The sequence below is a fragment of the Pseudomonas trivialis genome (assembly GCF_001439805.1).
GTDB lineage: Bacteria > Pseudomonadota > Gammaproteobacteria > Pseudomonadales > Pseudomonadaceae > Aquipseudomonas > Aquipseudomonas trivialis.
In genome coordinates this window covers 81,233-97,382 of record NZ_JYLK01000017.1, presented here as the reverse complement: position 1 = coordinate 97,382, position 16,150 = coordinate 81,233, and the positions used below count along the sequence as shown (strand labels likewise).

The following is a 16,150-nucleotide window of genomic DNA, read 5'->3' as shown; positions in this document are numbered from 1 at the left end:
GCCGTTCTCTCCAAGCATTTGAAATGGATTGCACAACCATGAACAACATCGAAGACATCTACTCCCTGTCGCCGACCCAGCACGGTTTGCTGTTTCACAGCGTGGTCGAGCCCGATTCGCGGGTGTACTACCAGCAACTGAGCCTGGACATGAACGGCCCGCTGCAACTGCCGGCGTTTCGCGCCGCCTGGCAGGCCCTGATGCAACGCCACGCGGTATTGCGCAGCGCGTTTCTGTGGGAAGACCTCGACGATGCCTATCAGGTGGTGCAGTCCGGGTTGAACCTGCCGTTGAGCGAACTCGACTGGCAAGGCCGCAGCGACAGCCACACCGCCCTGCCGCAACTGGCCCTTGAACAACGCGCCGAACCGCTGGCGCTGAACGACGCGCCGCTGATGCGCCTGGCCCTGGTGCGCCTCGAACCGCAGCGCTGGCACCTGATCTGGACCTTCCATCACATCATCATGGACGGCTGGAGCGTGGGCATCGCGATCCAGGAATGGCTGGCGCTCTACTACGAACACGCCCACGGCCGCCCGGCCAATCTGCCGCCGACCCGTGCCTACCGCGACTACATCGCCTGGCTGGCCGAGCAGGACATGGCCGCCACCGAAAGCTTCTGGCGCGGGCAGTTGCAGGATGTCAGCGAACCGACCCCGCTGCCCGACTTCGGCCTGCGCCTGACCCCGCCTGCCGACGCGCCGTGCGCCGAACGCGAACACCGCCTGAGCATCGACGAAACCGAGCAACTGGCGCAGTTCGCCCGTCGCCATCACCTGACCCTTAACACCTTGATCCAGGGCGCCTGGGCGCTGCTGTTGGGCCAGCACGCCGGGCGCGATGACGTGATCTACGGCGTCACCGTGGCCGGTCGCCCGGAAAACCTGGCCGCCATCGACAGCACCGTCGGGCTGTTCATCAACACCCTGCCCCTGCGCGTGCAATGGTCCGAAGGCCCGGCGCTGGTGGACTGGCTGCAACAGTTGCAGCAAGCCAACAGCGACCTGCGCCACCACGCGTATCTGCCGCTGGGCAAGCTCAAGTCGATGAGCCGCATCGCCGCCGAGCAGGCGCTGTTCGACTCGATCCTGGTGTTCGAGAACTTCCCGGTCACCGATGCGCTCAACCAGGACGCCGGTGGCCTGAGCTTCGCCGACCCGAACCGCGAGCACGCTAGCGATGGCCTGACCCTGACCCAGGGGCGCAACCATTTTCCGTTGTCGCTGATCGTGGTGCCGGGCGAGCAGTTGCATTACCTGTTCAGCTACAACCGCAGCCGTTTCAGCGACGAGGAAATCGCCCTGCTGTCGGCGCAATTGCGCACGGTGCTGCTGGCCATGGCCGCGCAGCCGCAGTGCCGGGTTGCGGATCTCGACTGGCTGGGTGCGCAGGAGCGCGAGCAACTGCAAGCCCTCGGGCGTGGTGCGGCGCTTGCAGTGCCCGACCTGTGCCTGCATCAGCGCGTTGAACAGCAGGCCGCCGCCGCACCGGAGCAACCGGCGCTGCGCGACCGCGACGGTGTGCTGAGCTACGGCGAACTCGATCAGCGCGCCAACCGCCTTAGCCAGCATCTGTGCGCCCAGGGCATCGGCCGTCACAGCCTGGTGGCGCTGGCGCTGGAGCGCAGCGCCGATTTTGTGATCGCCGTGCTCGCCACCCTCAAGGCCGGCGCCGCCTACCTGCCGCTGGACCTCAAACAACCCGCCGGACGCCTGGCCGACGTGCTGCAGGACAGCCGCACCGCGCTGTTGATCGGCGCCACGGCGACGCCCCTGCTGACACGCCTGGGTGAGCACACGCCGCTGCTGTGCCTGGACGCACAGGCCGCAGCAATTGCCGTCCGTCCCGCCAGCGCGCCCGTGGTTTCCCACCGCCTGGATGACGCGGCCTACGTGATCTACACCTCCGGTTCCACCGGCACGCCCAAGGGCGTGGTGGTCGAACACCGCGCCATCGTCGATTACCTGAGCGCGGTGCACAGCGTGCTGCAGCCGCCCGCCGCCGCGCGCTATGGCCTGCTGTCGAGCATTGCCGCCGACCTCGGCCACACCCAGCTGTTCGGCGCGCTGTGCAGCGGCGCCAGCCTGTTGCTGGTGGATGACGAGAGCGCTTTCAGCCCGCTGGCCCTGGCGCAGCTGTTCAGCGAGTTCCCGGTGGACGTGCTGAAAATCACCCCGAGCCACCTCAGCGGGCTGTTGCAGGCACTGCCGGATGCGCGCTTGCTGCCCACGGCCCTGCTGGTGTTTGGCGGCGACGCCCTGAGCCCGGCGCTGCTGGCTCAGGTCAACGCGCTGGCGCCCGGCCTGCGGGTGTTCAACCACTACGGGCCGAGCGAGGCGACGGTGGGTGCGATTGCCACCGAACTCACGACGGGCCAGCCACGCATTGCCCTCGGCCGGCCGCTGCCGAACCGCCAACTGCGCGTAGTCGACGCCCAGGGGCGCGACGTGGCCACCGGCATCAGCGGCGAACTGCTGATCAGCGGCGCACTCGCCCGTGGCTACCTGCACCGCGACGACCTGACCGTCGAACGCTTCCACCTGGATGACCGGCAACAGCGCTGGTACCGCACGGGCGACCGCGTGCGCTGGCTGGTGGACGGCCAACTGGCGTTCCTCGGCCGCGTCGACAGTCAGGTGAAGATTCGCGGCAATCGCCTGGAATTGGGCGAAGTCGAGGCGCAGATTCGGCGCCTGTCGCCACTGATCGAACAGGTGGTGGTGCGCGCGATCGAGCTGGAGGGCAGCCTGCGTCTGGTCGCCTATCTGGTGGCCAGCCAGTCACTGTCGGCGCTCAAGCTGCGCAACGACCTGGGCAGCCGCGTGCCGGACTACATGGTGCCGGCGCACTTCATCACCCTCGATGAACTGCCCCTGACCGGCAATGGCAAGGTCGATGTGCAACGCCTGCCATTGCCCCACGCCACCCGCGACGACAGCGCCGATTATGTGGCGCCACGCAATGACGTTGAACGCCTGCTGGCGGCGATCTGGCAGGACGTGCTCAAGCGTGAACAGGTTGGGGTCAACGACAATTTCTTCGCCATCGGCGGCGATTCGATTCTGAACCTGCAAATCATCGCGCGGGCCAACCAGCAAGGCCTCAAGCTCACCCCGCGCCAACTGTTCGAGAACCGCACCGTCGCCGACATCGCACGCGTGCTCGGCGCCGATGCCAGCCACACCGTGGCGCAGCAGCAAGCCGACGGCTATGAGCTGCCCCTCGGCGCCGGCCAGCGTGCGCGTCTGGAACAAGGCCCGCTGACGGCCACCTGGCGCTGCGTGGCCCTGGCGCAGCCGCTGGACCCTGCCTTGCTCGCTCAGGCCCTTGCCGCCTTGCAGCAGCATCATCAGGCCCTGCGCCTGGGCTTCGACGCGGACTGGCAGCAGCGCGTACTGGCAGTGCCCAAGGCGGCCGCCATCAGCAGCGGCGAATACCTGCCGCATCAGTTGCAGGTCCTCGCCCAGGCCGCGGTCGACGAACTGGACCTGCAAGCCGGGCAAAACCTGCACGCCAGCCTGCTGGGCGACGGGCACCTGCTGCTGGCCGCGCATCCGCTGTGCGTGGACGACGCCTCGTGGCCGTTGTTGCTCACCGACCTCAATCTGGCGCTGAGCCAGTTGCGCCTGCAACGGCCGGTGCGGCTGTCCTATCACGGCGGCAACTTCACCCCATGGGCGCGCCATCAGCAAGACCACGCCCACAGCGATGCCCTCGATGACGCCTGGGAACACTGGCTGCAATTTGCCGGGATGGACACGCTGCAACTGCCCGCCAGCCAGCAACCGAGCCAGGTGATCGAACACAGCCTGAGCAGCCAGACCTCCGGCGCCTTGAAACGCCTGGCCGAGGTGCTGCACCTGGACTGGAACAGCCTGCTGGCCACTGCCGTGGCCGAACAGTGCGGCAACGGCCTGCTGGCGCTTGAGCTGTACGCTGCGCGCCCGGCCATTGAGCGCTTGCCGGTGCAGTCGCCCATCGCCCTCGCCGATCTTGAACCGCAACGCATCATCGGCGCGCTGGACCTGCCGGTGCCGGTGTTCCTGCACACCGACGCAGCCACCGCGCTGCAACGCCTGCACGCCGTGGCCGCGCAACTGCGTGCCTACCCGCAACACGGCGCCGACTATGGCGTGCTGCGCTACCTGTCGGATAACACCTACCTGCAGGAACCGTTGCGCGATCTGCCCCCGGCCGATATCGCGATTCACTGGCGCGGCGACCTCGACAGCCACCGCGAAGCCCACGGCATGCTGGCGCAGATCACCGCCGCCGACCTGCCGGCGGCCACGGCCCATGCCCTGCGCGTCGAAGCCCACTGGCAGGACGACCAACTGCACCTGCGCTGCGAAGGCCCGCTGGCCGCCGACTGGACCGCGCCACTGGCCGAGCGCCTGGCCAGCCTTGCTGCACTTGCGGCCGCGCCTGAGCTGCGTCCCCACAGCGACGCCTTCCCGCTGTGCCACCGGCAAGCCGCAACCCTCGCCGCCGAGCCGCTGGACTGGGCGAACCTCGAAGACGTCTACCCGTTGTCGTCGATGCAACAGGGCATGCTGCTGCACACCCTGCTGCAGCCCCACAGCGGCATCTACCTGATGCAGCAGCGCTACAGCTGGGACGGCGTGCTGCAACGCCCGGCCATGGAAACGGCCTGGCAGGTGTTCCTCGACCGCCATCCGATGATGCGCACCGCCTTCTGGTGGCAGGACGACCATGAGCCGTTGCAATGCGTGTACCGCCACACCGCGCCGGCGTTCGACTGGCAGGACCTGCGTCACCTGGATGACGCGCAGCAACGCCTGGCCATGGACCAGGCGCTGGAGGCCCAGCGCGTGCAGGGTTTCGACATGGGCGTCGCGCCACTGACGCACCTGCGCGTGTTCCAGCTCGATGAGCGCCGATTCGCCGTGGTGCGCAGCTTCCACCATATCCTCACCGATGCCTGGTGCTTCGGCCTGTTGATGGAGGACCTGCTGGCGATCTATCAGGCAGTTGTGCATCAGGAACCGCTGGCACGCCCGCGCTTTCGCTCATTCCGTGGCTACATGAGCTGGCTGGAACGCCAGGACATGGCCGCCGCCCACGCCTTCTGGCAAGCGGACCTGGCCGGTTTCAGCGAGCCGACGCCGTTGCACCTGGACAACGCCCCGGCCCGCGCGGAGCAGGCGCCGGAAGCGGTCGGCGACCTCGACCAGACCTTGAGCATCAGCCAGACCCAACGCTTGCAGCAGCTGTGCCAGCACTACCAACTGACGCCCAACACCTGGATCCAGGGCGCCTGGGCCTTGCTGTTGTCGCGCTACAGCGGCAATCGCGACGTGCTGTTCGGCGTCACCGTGGCCGGTCGCCCCACCGAGCTTGCCGGCGTCGAGGAAATGGTCGGGCTGTTCATCAACAGCCTGCCGCTGCGCCTCGACGTCGACCCCGAAGCGCCGGTCGCCGGCTGGTTGCAGGCGCTGTTGTCGCACAATGCGCGGCTGCGCGAACACGAAAGTGCCTCGCTGGTGGATATCCAGCGCAGCAGCGGCGTGCCGCGCGGGCAGCAGCTGTTCGACAGCCTGGTGGTGTTCGAAAACGCGCCGCTGGACATCAGCAGCGTGCAGCTGGACGCCTTCAGCATCGACATCTATGAAGACCGCGTGCACACCAACTTCCCGATGACCGTGGTGCTGTACCCCGGCGACCGCCTGGGCATTCGCCTGTCCTATGACAGCCAGCGGTTCAGTGCCGACAGCGTGCAGCGCATGCTCGGGCACCTGGTGCAGTTGCTGTCGAGCATGCTCGAAGCCCCCGAGGCAACGCTGGGCAGCCTGCACATGCTGGCGCCCGCCGAGCGTCAGCAACTGCAGGTGGAGTGGAACCGCAGCGCGGTCGACTTCCCGCTGACCCAGGGTTACGCCGCCTTGTTCGACGAGCAGGTGCGCCGCCGGCCGCAGCAGATCGCCGCCGTGCACGGGCAGGAGTCCCTGACCTACGCCGAACTGGACCGCCGCGCCAACGCCGTCGCCCATGCCCTGCACAGCGCCGGTGCCGGCCCGGAAACCCTGGTCGCGCTGTTTGCCGAGCGCGGCCTGACCTTGCTGACCCTGATGCTCGGCACGCTCAAGGCCGGTGCCGCGTTCCAGGCGCTGGACATCCAGCAGCCGGCCGCGCGTCTGGCCGAGCTGCTCAACCTGGGTGAAGCGCCGTTGTTGCTGGTGTGCGACAGCGCCAGTGGCGTGCTGGAGGGCGTGCTGCCGCAGTTGCTCAAGCAGCCGACCTGCCTGGTTGCGCAAACGCTGTGGCAAGGCGAGGCCCGGCCCGCGGTGACTTACGCGCACAACCCCGACCAGTTGGCCTATGTGATTTTCACCTCCGGCTCCACCGGTACGCCTAAAGGGGTGATGGTGGAACAGCGCGGCATGCTCAATAACATCTTCGGCAAGGTGCCGGCCCTGGGCCTGGGCGAACACGACCGCATCGCCCAGACCGCCTCCGCCGCGTTCGATATTTGTATATGGCAGTTCCTCGCCGCGCCGCTGGTGGGCGCCACCGTGCATATCCTGCCGGACGCCCAGGCCCATGACCCGCTGGCCCTGCTCGATGCGGTGCAGGCGCAACAATTGACCCTGCTGGAAACCGTGCCCGCGCTGATTCGCGGCATGTTGCAGGAAGCCCGCGACGAGCACCGCCTGCCCACCTTGCGCTGGCTGCTGCCGACCGGCGAGGCGCTGCCGCCGGCGTTGGCCCGGGACTGGTTTGCGCGCTTCCCGACCATCCCGTTGATGAACGCCTACGGCCCTGCCGAGTGTTCGGATGACGTGGCGTTTTACCCAATCACCCAGGCACCGGACGCCGACTGCCTGCACATGCCGATTGGCCGGCCGACCGCGAACAACCAGGTGTTTGTATTCGACAGCGCGCTGCGCAGCGTGCCCATCGGCGTGCCGGGCGAACTGTGCATCGGTGGCGTCGGCGTGGGCCGCGGCTACCTGCGCGACCCGCAACGCACCCGCGAAGCCTTCGTCGATCATCCGTTCGAGCCGGGCGCGCGCCTCTACCGCAGCGGCGATATCGGCCGCCTGCGCGCCGATGGCGTGATCGAATACCTGGGCCGGCGCGATCAGCAGGTGAAGATTCGTGGCCATCGCATCGAACTGGGCGAAATCGAAAACCGTCTGATGCAGCACCCGGCCGTGCAGAGCGCAGCAGTTCTAGCCTTGCCGGATGCCCGTGGCGCCCTGCAACTGGTGGTGTTCCTTGTGCTCGATAGCGCCTTTGAGGCCGATGCGCAGTCGGTCCTGAGCGCCCATTTGGCCACGCAACTGGCCAACTACATGGTGCCGGCGCGCTGGGTGGAACTGGCGCAGCTTCCGCTCAATGCCAACGGCAAGGTCGACCGCCGGGCTCTCGCCGCGCTGGATCTGCCCCAGGCCGCAGCCGCCGATGGCGTGTCGATTGCCCCGCGCACGCCGACCGAAAAAATCTTGGCCGAGCTGTGGCAGGCCATCCTCGGCGTGCCCAGCGTCAGCGTGCACGATGACTTCTTCGCCATTGGCGGCCACTCGCTGCTGGCCACGCAGATGCTCTCGCGCATTCGCCGCCGCTTGAACGTCAGCCTGCCGCTGCGCGTGCTGTTCGAGGGCGGCACCCTGGAGCACCTGGCACAGGTGGTGGATCAACAGGCCCAGGTGACCGACGAGGACGAGATCGTGCCGGTGCCGCGCAATCGGCCGCTGGCGCTGTCCTACGCCCAGCAACGGCTGTGGTTCCTTGACCGTTTTGAGGGGCCGAACGCGGCCTACAACATGTCCAGCGTGGTGCGCCTGCGTGGCCCGCTGGATATCGCCGCCTTGCAACAGGCGTTGCAGCGGGTGCTGGAACGGCATGAATCGCTGCGCACCAGCTTTGACTTGCACGGCGACCAGCCGTGCCAGGTGATCCATGCGGCGCCGACGCTCGACCTCACGCCACTCACGGTGCAGCCGCAAGCCCTGCAGGCGGTGATCGATCAACAGTCGGCACAACCGTTTGATCTGCAACAGGCGCCGATGCTGCGCGCGCAGTTGCTGAAACTGGGCGCGGATGATCACGTGCTGCAACTGGTGCTGCACCATATCGCCACGGACGCCTGGTCCATGGGCATCCTGATGCAGGAATTGATCACCGGTTACCAGGCCTGTGCCAGCGGCACCACGCCGGTGTTTACCGCGTTGCCGATCCAGTACGCCGATTACGCCCAGTGGCAACGCAGCGAAGCGCAACAGCGCCAATTGGCGCGTGCCATCGACTATTGGCGGCGCCAGCTCGACGGCGCGCCGATGCTGATCCCGTTGCCGCTGGATGCGCCGCGTCCGGCCCAGCCGGACTATCAGGGCGCGCTGTTGACCCAGCATTTCACCCCGGCCCAGACCCAGGTGCTCAAGGCGTATGCCCAGGCACACAAGGCGACGCTGTTTATGCTGTTGCTCAATGCGTTCAACAGCCTGTTGCAGCGGGCCACGGGCGCCAATGACTTTATCGTCGGCACCGACCTGGCCAACCGCGAGCAGGCGGCGCTGGAAAACCTGATCGGCTTCTTCGTCAACGTGCTGCCGATCCGCGCACGGCTGGAGGCCGGCGATACATTCGACAGCCGCCTGCAACGCCTGCGCGAGGATTGCCTGGCCGCGTTCCAGCACCAGCAAGTGCCGTTCGACAAGCTGGTGGAGGCGCTGCAACCGCCGCGCACTCCGGGGGTAAACCCGCTGGTGCAGGTACTGTTCGTGATGCAGAACACGCCGCAGGGCACGGCCAGCCTGGCGGACCTGGCGGTGGAACATCTGGCGCCGCAGCAGCAGACCAGCAAGTTCGACCTGGCCGTGTTTGTCGAGGAAGACGAAAACGGCTTGCAGGTACGCTGGGTCTATCGCACCAGCGTGTTGCAGGCGCACACCGTTGAACGCCTGGAGCAAGGCTTTGCGCAACTGCTCGACAGCCTGACGTTGCAGGACTGGACGTGGCGCCTGCACGCAGACGCCCCGGTGGCCATCGATGAGACGCAAGCGCGCAGCGAGCGCAAGCAGTCGAAGATGAGCAAGCTGAAGAACACCCGCGCCACCGCCGTCAGCCAACTGGCCCACGAGCAGGTGCGCACCCGCACCCTGGGCGAGGGGCAACCGCTGCCGCTGGTGATCGAACCCTTGCTGGCGGACCTCGACCCGGTGCACTGGGCCGTGCAGGCGCGCGAGTGGATCAATGCGCAGCTGCGCACCCACGGCGGCCTGCTGTTTCGCGGGTTCAACCTGCCGGATGCCGCCGCTTTCGAGCAGTTCGCCCAGGCCATCGAGCCGGACCTGTACGGCACCTACGGCGACCTGCCGAAGAATAAATCCGGCAAGAATATCTATCACTCCACGCCGTACCCGGAACAGCACATGATCCTGTTCCACAACGAGAGCTCGCACATGGCGCAATGGCCGCGCAAGCAGTGGTTCTTCTGCGAGATCCCGGCGCCACGGGGCGGTTGCACGCCGATTGTCGACTGCCGCCAGGTGCTGGCGCAGTTGCCGCCGGACATCGTTGAGCGCTTCAAGGCCCTGGGCCTTTTGTATGTGCGGCACTTCACCGACAAGCTGGACGTGCGCTGGCAGGACTTCTTCAAGACCGAGCAGCGCGAAGAGGTCGAGCGTCAGTGCCGCCAAGCGGGCATGCAGTGGGAGTGGCTGGGCGCGGACAACCTGAAGATCGCCCAGCAATGCCCGGCGATTGTGACGCACCCGGACACCGGCCAAGCGTCGTTTTTCAACCAGGTGCAGTTGCACCACAGCGCGTGCCTGGAGCCTGAGGTGCGCAGCAACCTGATCAACCTGTTCGGCGCCGGCAACCTGCCGCGCAACGTGTATTACGGCGATGGCAGCGTGATCGAAGACGCGGTGATGGACGTGATCGGCGCCGCGTACGAGGCCTGTGCGGTGCGCTTTGCCTGGCACAAGGGCGACATGGTGATGCTCGACAATATGCTGGTGGCCCATGCCCGCGACCCGTTTGAAGGCGAGCGCAAAATCTGCGTGGCCATGGGGCAGATGATGAACCGCGAACAACTGGGGGAACAGCCATGAGCAACCACGAGGCAGCGTTCGCCCTGTCGCCACAGCAACGCAGCCAATGGCTGGCGAATGCGCCGCCGGCCCGTCTGGTGCTGGAGGTGCGTGGCGCCACCGCGCTGGCGCAATTGCGTGAACGGCTGGCGGCGCTGGCGCAGGTGCATGATGCATTGCGCCTGCACACTCGGCCCGAGCCGGGGATGCAGGTGCCGTTGCAACGCGTCGCCGGCGAAAGCGTGGTCAGCATTGACGTGCAGGCGCTGGACGCCGAGGTGCAACGGGTGACCTTGCAACTGCCCGCGCTGGCGGCCGACCGTGGCACACTGCTGCGCCTGGCGCAGGCGCTGGGTTCGATGCAGCCGCCGCTGGCGGACGCCGAGGCGATGACCTACACCCAGTACAGCGCCTGGATTCATGACCTGCAGGCGGATGACGATGCGGCGCAGGGACGCCAGTACTGGGCCGATCTGGCCCTGGGCCAACAGGCCGGCACCGAGCTGCTGTACCGCGAGGCGCGCAGCGACAAGGCCGACACGCCGCTGACCACCTGCGTGATGCTCGATCCCGCGTTGAGCGCTGCGTTGCACGCCCAGGCCGCCCCCGCCGAACACCTGCTGATGGCCGCCTGGGGCGTGCTGTTGCAGCGGTTGAGCGCCACTGACAGCCCGGCCCTCACCCTCAACTGGGTGCATGACTGCCGTGACGACTACGAAGAACTGGCCGACTGCTGGGGATTGTTCGCCAAGGCCCTGCCGCTGCCGTGGCAGCCGGCGCTGGAGCGTCCGTTCGGCGAGGCCCTGGCGGCGCTGCAAAGACGTTGTGAAGACGTGGGCGAATGGCAGGAATATTCGCCGGCCGACCTCGCGTCACCTTATGGTTTCCAGTGGAGCCCGGCGCTCGCCGCCACCCCGTTCACGGTGCTGGAAGTGTCGGCAATCCCGGCCGGCATGGAGCTGCTGCTGATCGCCGACGATCAGCGCCTGACGCTGTGCCATCAGGCCAATCGTTACAGCACCCGGGCCGCTGAAACCCTGCTGGAACAACTGCAATCGCTGCTGCTGGACGCCCTCGCCCACCCCGCCACGCCGCTGGGCGAACTGTCGCTGGCGGCGCCGGGCTTTGCGGCGACACTCGCGGCACGCCATCAGCGCATCACCCCGCCGTTCGCCAGCGTGCCGGCGCGCTTCAACGCCTGCGCCGCAGGCTTTGCCGAACACCTGGCCCTGCGCGATCCGCACCAGCACCTGAGCTACGCCGAGCTGCACGCGCGCAGCAACCAATTGGCGCATTACCTGCGCGGCCAGGGCATCGGCCGTGAGGACCGCGTGGCGCTGTACCTGGACCGTTCGGCGCCGATGGTGCTGGCGATGCTCGCCGTGCTCAAGAGCGGCGCGGCCTTTGTGCCGCTGGACGTGCACCAGCCCGCGCAACGCTCCCTGGCGATCCTGCAACAGGCGCAGCCGCGCTTTGTGCTGACCGGGGCCGCCGGCAGCGCGCCGCTGCTGGCGTCGATGGGCAGCCTCGATCTGCGCGACACCGCCGTGTGGCAACAGGCGCCCATGGCCGACCTGGGCAACGACGTGCTGCCCACGGATGCGGCCTATGTGCTGTTCACCTCGGGCAGCACCGGTGTGCCCAAGGGCGTGATCGTCGAGCACGCGCAACTGGCCAGTTATGTCTCCAGCGTGTCCGCGCGCCTGCAGCTGCAAGCCGGTGAGCGCAGCGCCGTGGTCACGTCCCTGGCCGCCGACCTGGGTTACACCCTGCTGTTTCCCGCCTTGCTCAGCGGCGGCGAACTGCACCTGCTGGACAAGACCACCGCGATGGACGCCCAGGCCTGGGCCGCCTGGCAGGCGCAGTACCCGGTCGACCATCTGAAAATCGTGCCGTCGCTGCTCGATGCCTGGCTGATGCACGCACAAAGCGCCGCCGTGCTGCCGCGCAGGCAACTGATCCTCGGCGGCGAGAGCTGTTCGCCGCGCCTGCTGCAGTCGATCCGCCAGTTCGCGCCGGCGCTGACGCTGTTCAACCACTACGGGCCGACGGAGGCTACCGTGGGCGTGGCCATGCATAAACTCAACCCGGCCTGTGATTACCGGCGCCTGCCGCTGGATGATCGGCTCGACGGCATGCGCCTGTACTTGCTGGATCAACAGCAGCGACCGGTGCCGCCGGGGCAGCACGCCGAGCTGTATATCGCCGGGCCGCAACTGGCGCGCGGCTACCTCGACGCCCCCCAGACGGCCGAATGCTTTATCGAGCGCGACGGCGAGCGGCTGTACCGCACCGGCGACCGTGCGCGTTATCGCCACGACGCCAGCCTGGAAATCACCGGCCGTAGCGACCGCCAGGTCAAGGTGCGTGGTTTTCGCATCGAGCTTGACGAGATCCAGGCGCAGCTCGCCGGCCTGCCGGGCGTGGCCCAGGCGGCGGTGGAATGCCTGCCCAAGGGCGAACTGGGTCAGCAACTGTTTGCCTTCGTGACCCTGGCGCCGGGGCACTCGGTGAGCGTGGCGCAACTGCACGGCCAGGCCCAGGACCGCCTGCCGGATTACATGCTGCCAAGCCTGCGCATCGTTGAGGCGTTGCCGCTGATGGGCAACGGCAAGCTCGACCGCAAGACCCTGCAGCAATGGGCCGATCAGGTGCAGGGCGGCGTCGGCGGTGCAGTGCCGCGCACGCCGCTGGAGGCGCTGCTGGCCGAGACCTGGGCGCAGGTGCTGGGCCTGGAGCGGGTGGGCATTGAGGATGATTTCTTTGCCCTGGGCGGGCATTCGCTGGCGGCGGTGAGCCTGGCCAGCCGCCTGCAGACGGTACTGGCGGCGCCGGTCACGGTGAACGCGGTGTTCAATGCACCGAGCGTGGCGGCCTTTGCCGCGCTGGTGCAGGCCGAATTCAAGCTGTCGCCACTGGTGCGCCTGTCGACGCCGGGCGCGGGGGCGAATCTGTTCTGCTTCCACCCCTCCACCGGGCATGTGCAGGATTACCGTGCGCTGCTGCCCCATCTGCCGCAGTGGCAACTGTGGGGGTTGCAAAAGCTGGGTGACGACGGCACGGTGGGCGACGGCGATATCGACGGCCTGACGGCGCGCTATATCGAGCACATACGTGCTCGGCAGCCGCACGGGCCCTATCACTTGTTGGGCTTTTCCCTCGGCGGGCTGCTGGCGATCACCGCTGCGGCGCAGCTGGAGCGGTGCGGCGAACAGGTGGCGTTTCTCGGCATCCTCGACTCGCAGTACGCGCGCAGCGCCGATGAAGACAGCGTCGAGACCTTGCTGGCCGACGCCACGCAGGCGCTCACGGCAAACAGCCAGGCGGTACTGCGCGGCTTACCGGCGCCGGCGCTGGCCGAGTTGACCGCGCAACTGGCTGCCCTGCCCGCCGCGCAGCGCCTGCCCGCGCTGGCGCAATGGGCGCAGCAGCAAGGTCTGCAGCTCGACGGCGACAGCTGGGAACACCTGCACACGCGGCTTGGCCATCAGCAGCAGACCCGCCAGTTGCTCGCCAGCTTCCAGCCGCCACGGCTGCGCTGCCCGGTGCAGGTGTGGTGGGCGGATGCCACGCTGGAAGAAGCAGATTTTGCCGACCCGCAGTGGGAGCAGTTGAGCAGCGGCGCTTACACCCGTGAAGTGGTGCAGGCGCAGCACTTGAACATCCTCGCGCAACCCTCGGTGCATCAACAGCTGGCGGCCGGCCTTGCGGCCCTGGCGACAGACGGAGCAGTTTGAATGGATTTGCTGATACTCATGGCCAAGCGCTCGTGGCGCGCCCTGCTGGTGGCGACGCTGACCGGGCTGGCCTGCGGCCTCGCGGCGGCGGGGTTGATCGCGATGATCAACCACAGCCTCACGGTGTTCGACCAGTTGCGCCCGATGGATGGCCTGTACTTCGGCGCGCTGGTGCTGCTGGTGGCGGTGTCGCGGATCATTTCCGATATAAGCCTGCTGCGCCTGGGCCAGGCGGCGGTCAACGATATGCGCCTGCACCTGAGCGCCAAACTGATCGACACGCCCTACGCGCAATTGCAGCGCCTGGGCAAACACCGGCTGCTGGCGGTGCTGACCGACGACACGCAAACCATCAGCCAGGCGGTGGAGCTGGTGCCGGTGCTGCTGGTCAACGGCGGGATCATCCTCGCCTGTCTCGGTTACCTGGGCTGGTTGAGCCTGCCGTTGCTGGGCCTCACGGTGTTGCTGATCGTGCTGGGCAGCCTGAGTTTCAACTGGCCGCAGCGCAAGGCGCTGACCTCGATCTCCCGCGCGCGCGAGCTCAAGGACCAGTTGTTCGACCACTACCGGCTGCTCACCGATGGCAGCAAGGAATTGCAGCTGAACCATCCGCGTCGCCAACACTTTTTCAGCCGCCTGCTGCTGCCGACCAGCCAGCAATACCGGCGCGACTTCGTGCGTGGCATGAGCATTTACGCGGTGGTGCTCAACTGGGGCAACGCGGTGTTCTACCTGCTGATTGGCGTGGTGCTGTTTGTGGCGCCGCGTTTTATCGACCTGAGCGTGAGCCTGGTCACGGGCTATATTCTCGCGATTCTGTACATGATCACGCCACTCTCGGAGCTGATGCACGCGGTGCCGACCCTGGGCCGCGCCAGCGTTGCGCTGAACAAGATCCGCGCGCTGGAAGGCCAGATGCACAGCGCCGAGGAAACCCTGGACACCTTCGCGCCGACGCGCGTGCGCAGCCTGGTGTGCCGTGACGTCACCCACACCTACTACCGCGAGCGCGAGGACGGGCATTTCACCCTGGGGCCGATCAGCGTCACCCTGAAGGCCGGCGAAGTGGTGTTCATCGCCGGCGGCAATGGCAGCGGCAAGACCACCCTGGCGCTGCTGTTGACCGGCCTGTATCGCCCGGAGAGCGGTGAGGTGATGCTGGACGAGCAAGTGTCTTCAAGCGCTGACAACCACCATTTCCGCCAGCACTTTTCGGCGATCTTTACCGACTTCTGTCTGTTCGAAAACCTGTTCGACGGCGACAACCCCAAGCTGGTGCAGCAGGCGCAGGATTACCTCGTGCACCTGCAACTGGATCACAAGGTGCAGATCGAACAGGGCCGCCTGACCACGCTGGCGCTGTCCTCCGGGCAACGCAAGCGCCTGGCGTTGCTCAGTGCCTATCTGGATGACCGGCCGTGCTACCTGTTCGATGAGTGGGCGGCGGATCAGGACCCGGTGTTCAAGCACTTTTTCTACACGCGGATCCTGGCCGACCTGCGCGCGCGGGGCAAACTGGTGATCGTGATCTCTCACGACGACGCGTATTTCGGCCTCGCCGACCGCCTGCTGCGCCTCGAACACGGGCGCCTGAGTGAGGCGCCGCTGGCGGCCGGCGTGGCGCTGGAAGCTCAGTCGTAGAGCGAGTGCAGGTAACTGACCTGCTCGGCCAGTGGCAGGCGGTGCAGCTTGGGGCAGGATTCGCACAGCACCAGCGGCTCACCTGCCACCAGCGGGTGCAGTTGATAGTGCAGGCAGCAATGCCGGCGCAGCGGCAGTTGCGGGCAAATCTCGGGGGCGGGCGACGGCACCTGACGTTGCAGGCCGCGCAATTTCAGGCGGCCGTGGTTGACGGTGACCGGTTCCAGCCAGCGGTGCGCGTCGGCAAAGCCTGGGCGGGACAGATCCGGGTCGAGCCGGGCGAAAGCGCCGTCCCAGATCGCGACAAAATTACCCCACAGGATCTTCGGCGCCAGGCCCCCGGCCAGCGCGAGGGTGGCGAACAGGGGCGCGAGGTGCTCGTGCACCCAGCGCGAAAAGTAGTCGGCCCGCTCGGCGGCGGCGAGGCCCGGCAAGGGCCTGGCAAAGTGCAACGCCAGCGGCTGGCCGGCGTCCAGGCGCAACACGCTGTCGTCGCGCCAGAAGTCGATGGCCTGCTCGCGGGTAAGCACGCAGGCCAGGGTGGCCGGCACCACGATGCTCATGTAGTTCATCGACCACTGCGACACCACCGCCGCGTTGTTGACGCCGGGGTAACGCAGGGCGAACTCGGCCAGCACCGGCTGCAGCAGCGCCGGCTCGGCCACGCGGCTCAGCGCGAGAAAAGGCTGGTCATTCGCGTCAAGCTGGATGACC

4 protein-coding genes are annotated in these 16,150 nt (G+C 67.3%); 3 read left to right on the top strand and 1 reads right to left on the bottom strand.

All coding sequences use genetic code 11. The features are described 5' to 3' along the window. Positions 1–38 precede the first annotated feature (38 nt). The 3 genes from TU79_RS21175 to TU79_RS21165 are packed head-to-tail and all read left to right on the top strand — an operon-like array spanning position 39 to position 15,436. Positions 39–10,079: a non-ribosomal peptide synthetase gene (locus tag TU79_RS21175; protein ID WP_057009827.1), complete on the top strand. Its 10,041-nt coding sequence runs from the start codon at positions 39–41 to the stop codon at positions 10,077–10,079. Next, entirely contained in the window at positions 10,076–13,795 is a 3,720-nt protein-coding gene (locus TU79_RS21170; RefSeq protein ID WP_057009826.1) for a non-ribosomal peptide synthetase, read from the top strand. The genes TU79_RS21175 and TU79_RS21170 overlap by 4 nt, the downstream gene beginning before the upstream one ends. Next, entirely contained in the window at positions 13,796–15,436 is a 1,641-nt protein-coding gene (locus TU79_RS21165) for a cyclic peptide export ABC transporter (protein ID WP_057009825.1), read from the top strand. It begins immediately after the preceding gene. Here TU79_RS21165 and fhuF read toward each other — a convergent pair. Next, complete coding sequence (gene fhuF, locus TU79_RS21160; RefSeq protein WP_197675637.1) at positions 15,427–16,110, bottom strand: siderophore-iron reductase FhuF; 684 nt, start codon at positions 16,108–16,110, stop codon at positions 15,427–15,429. The genes TU79_RS21165 and fhuF overlap by 10 nt on opposite strands. Positions 16,111–16,150: the final 40 nt, after the last annotated feature.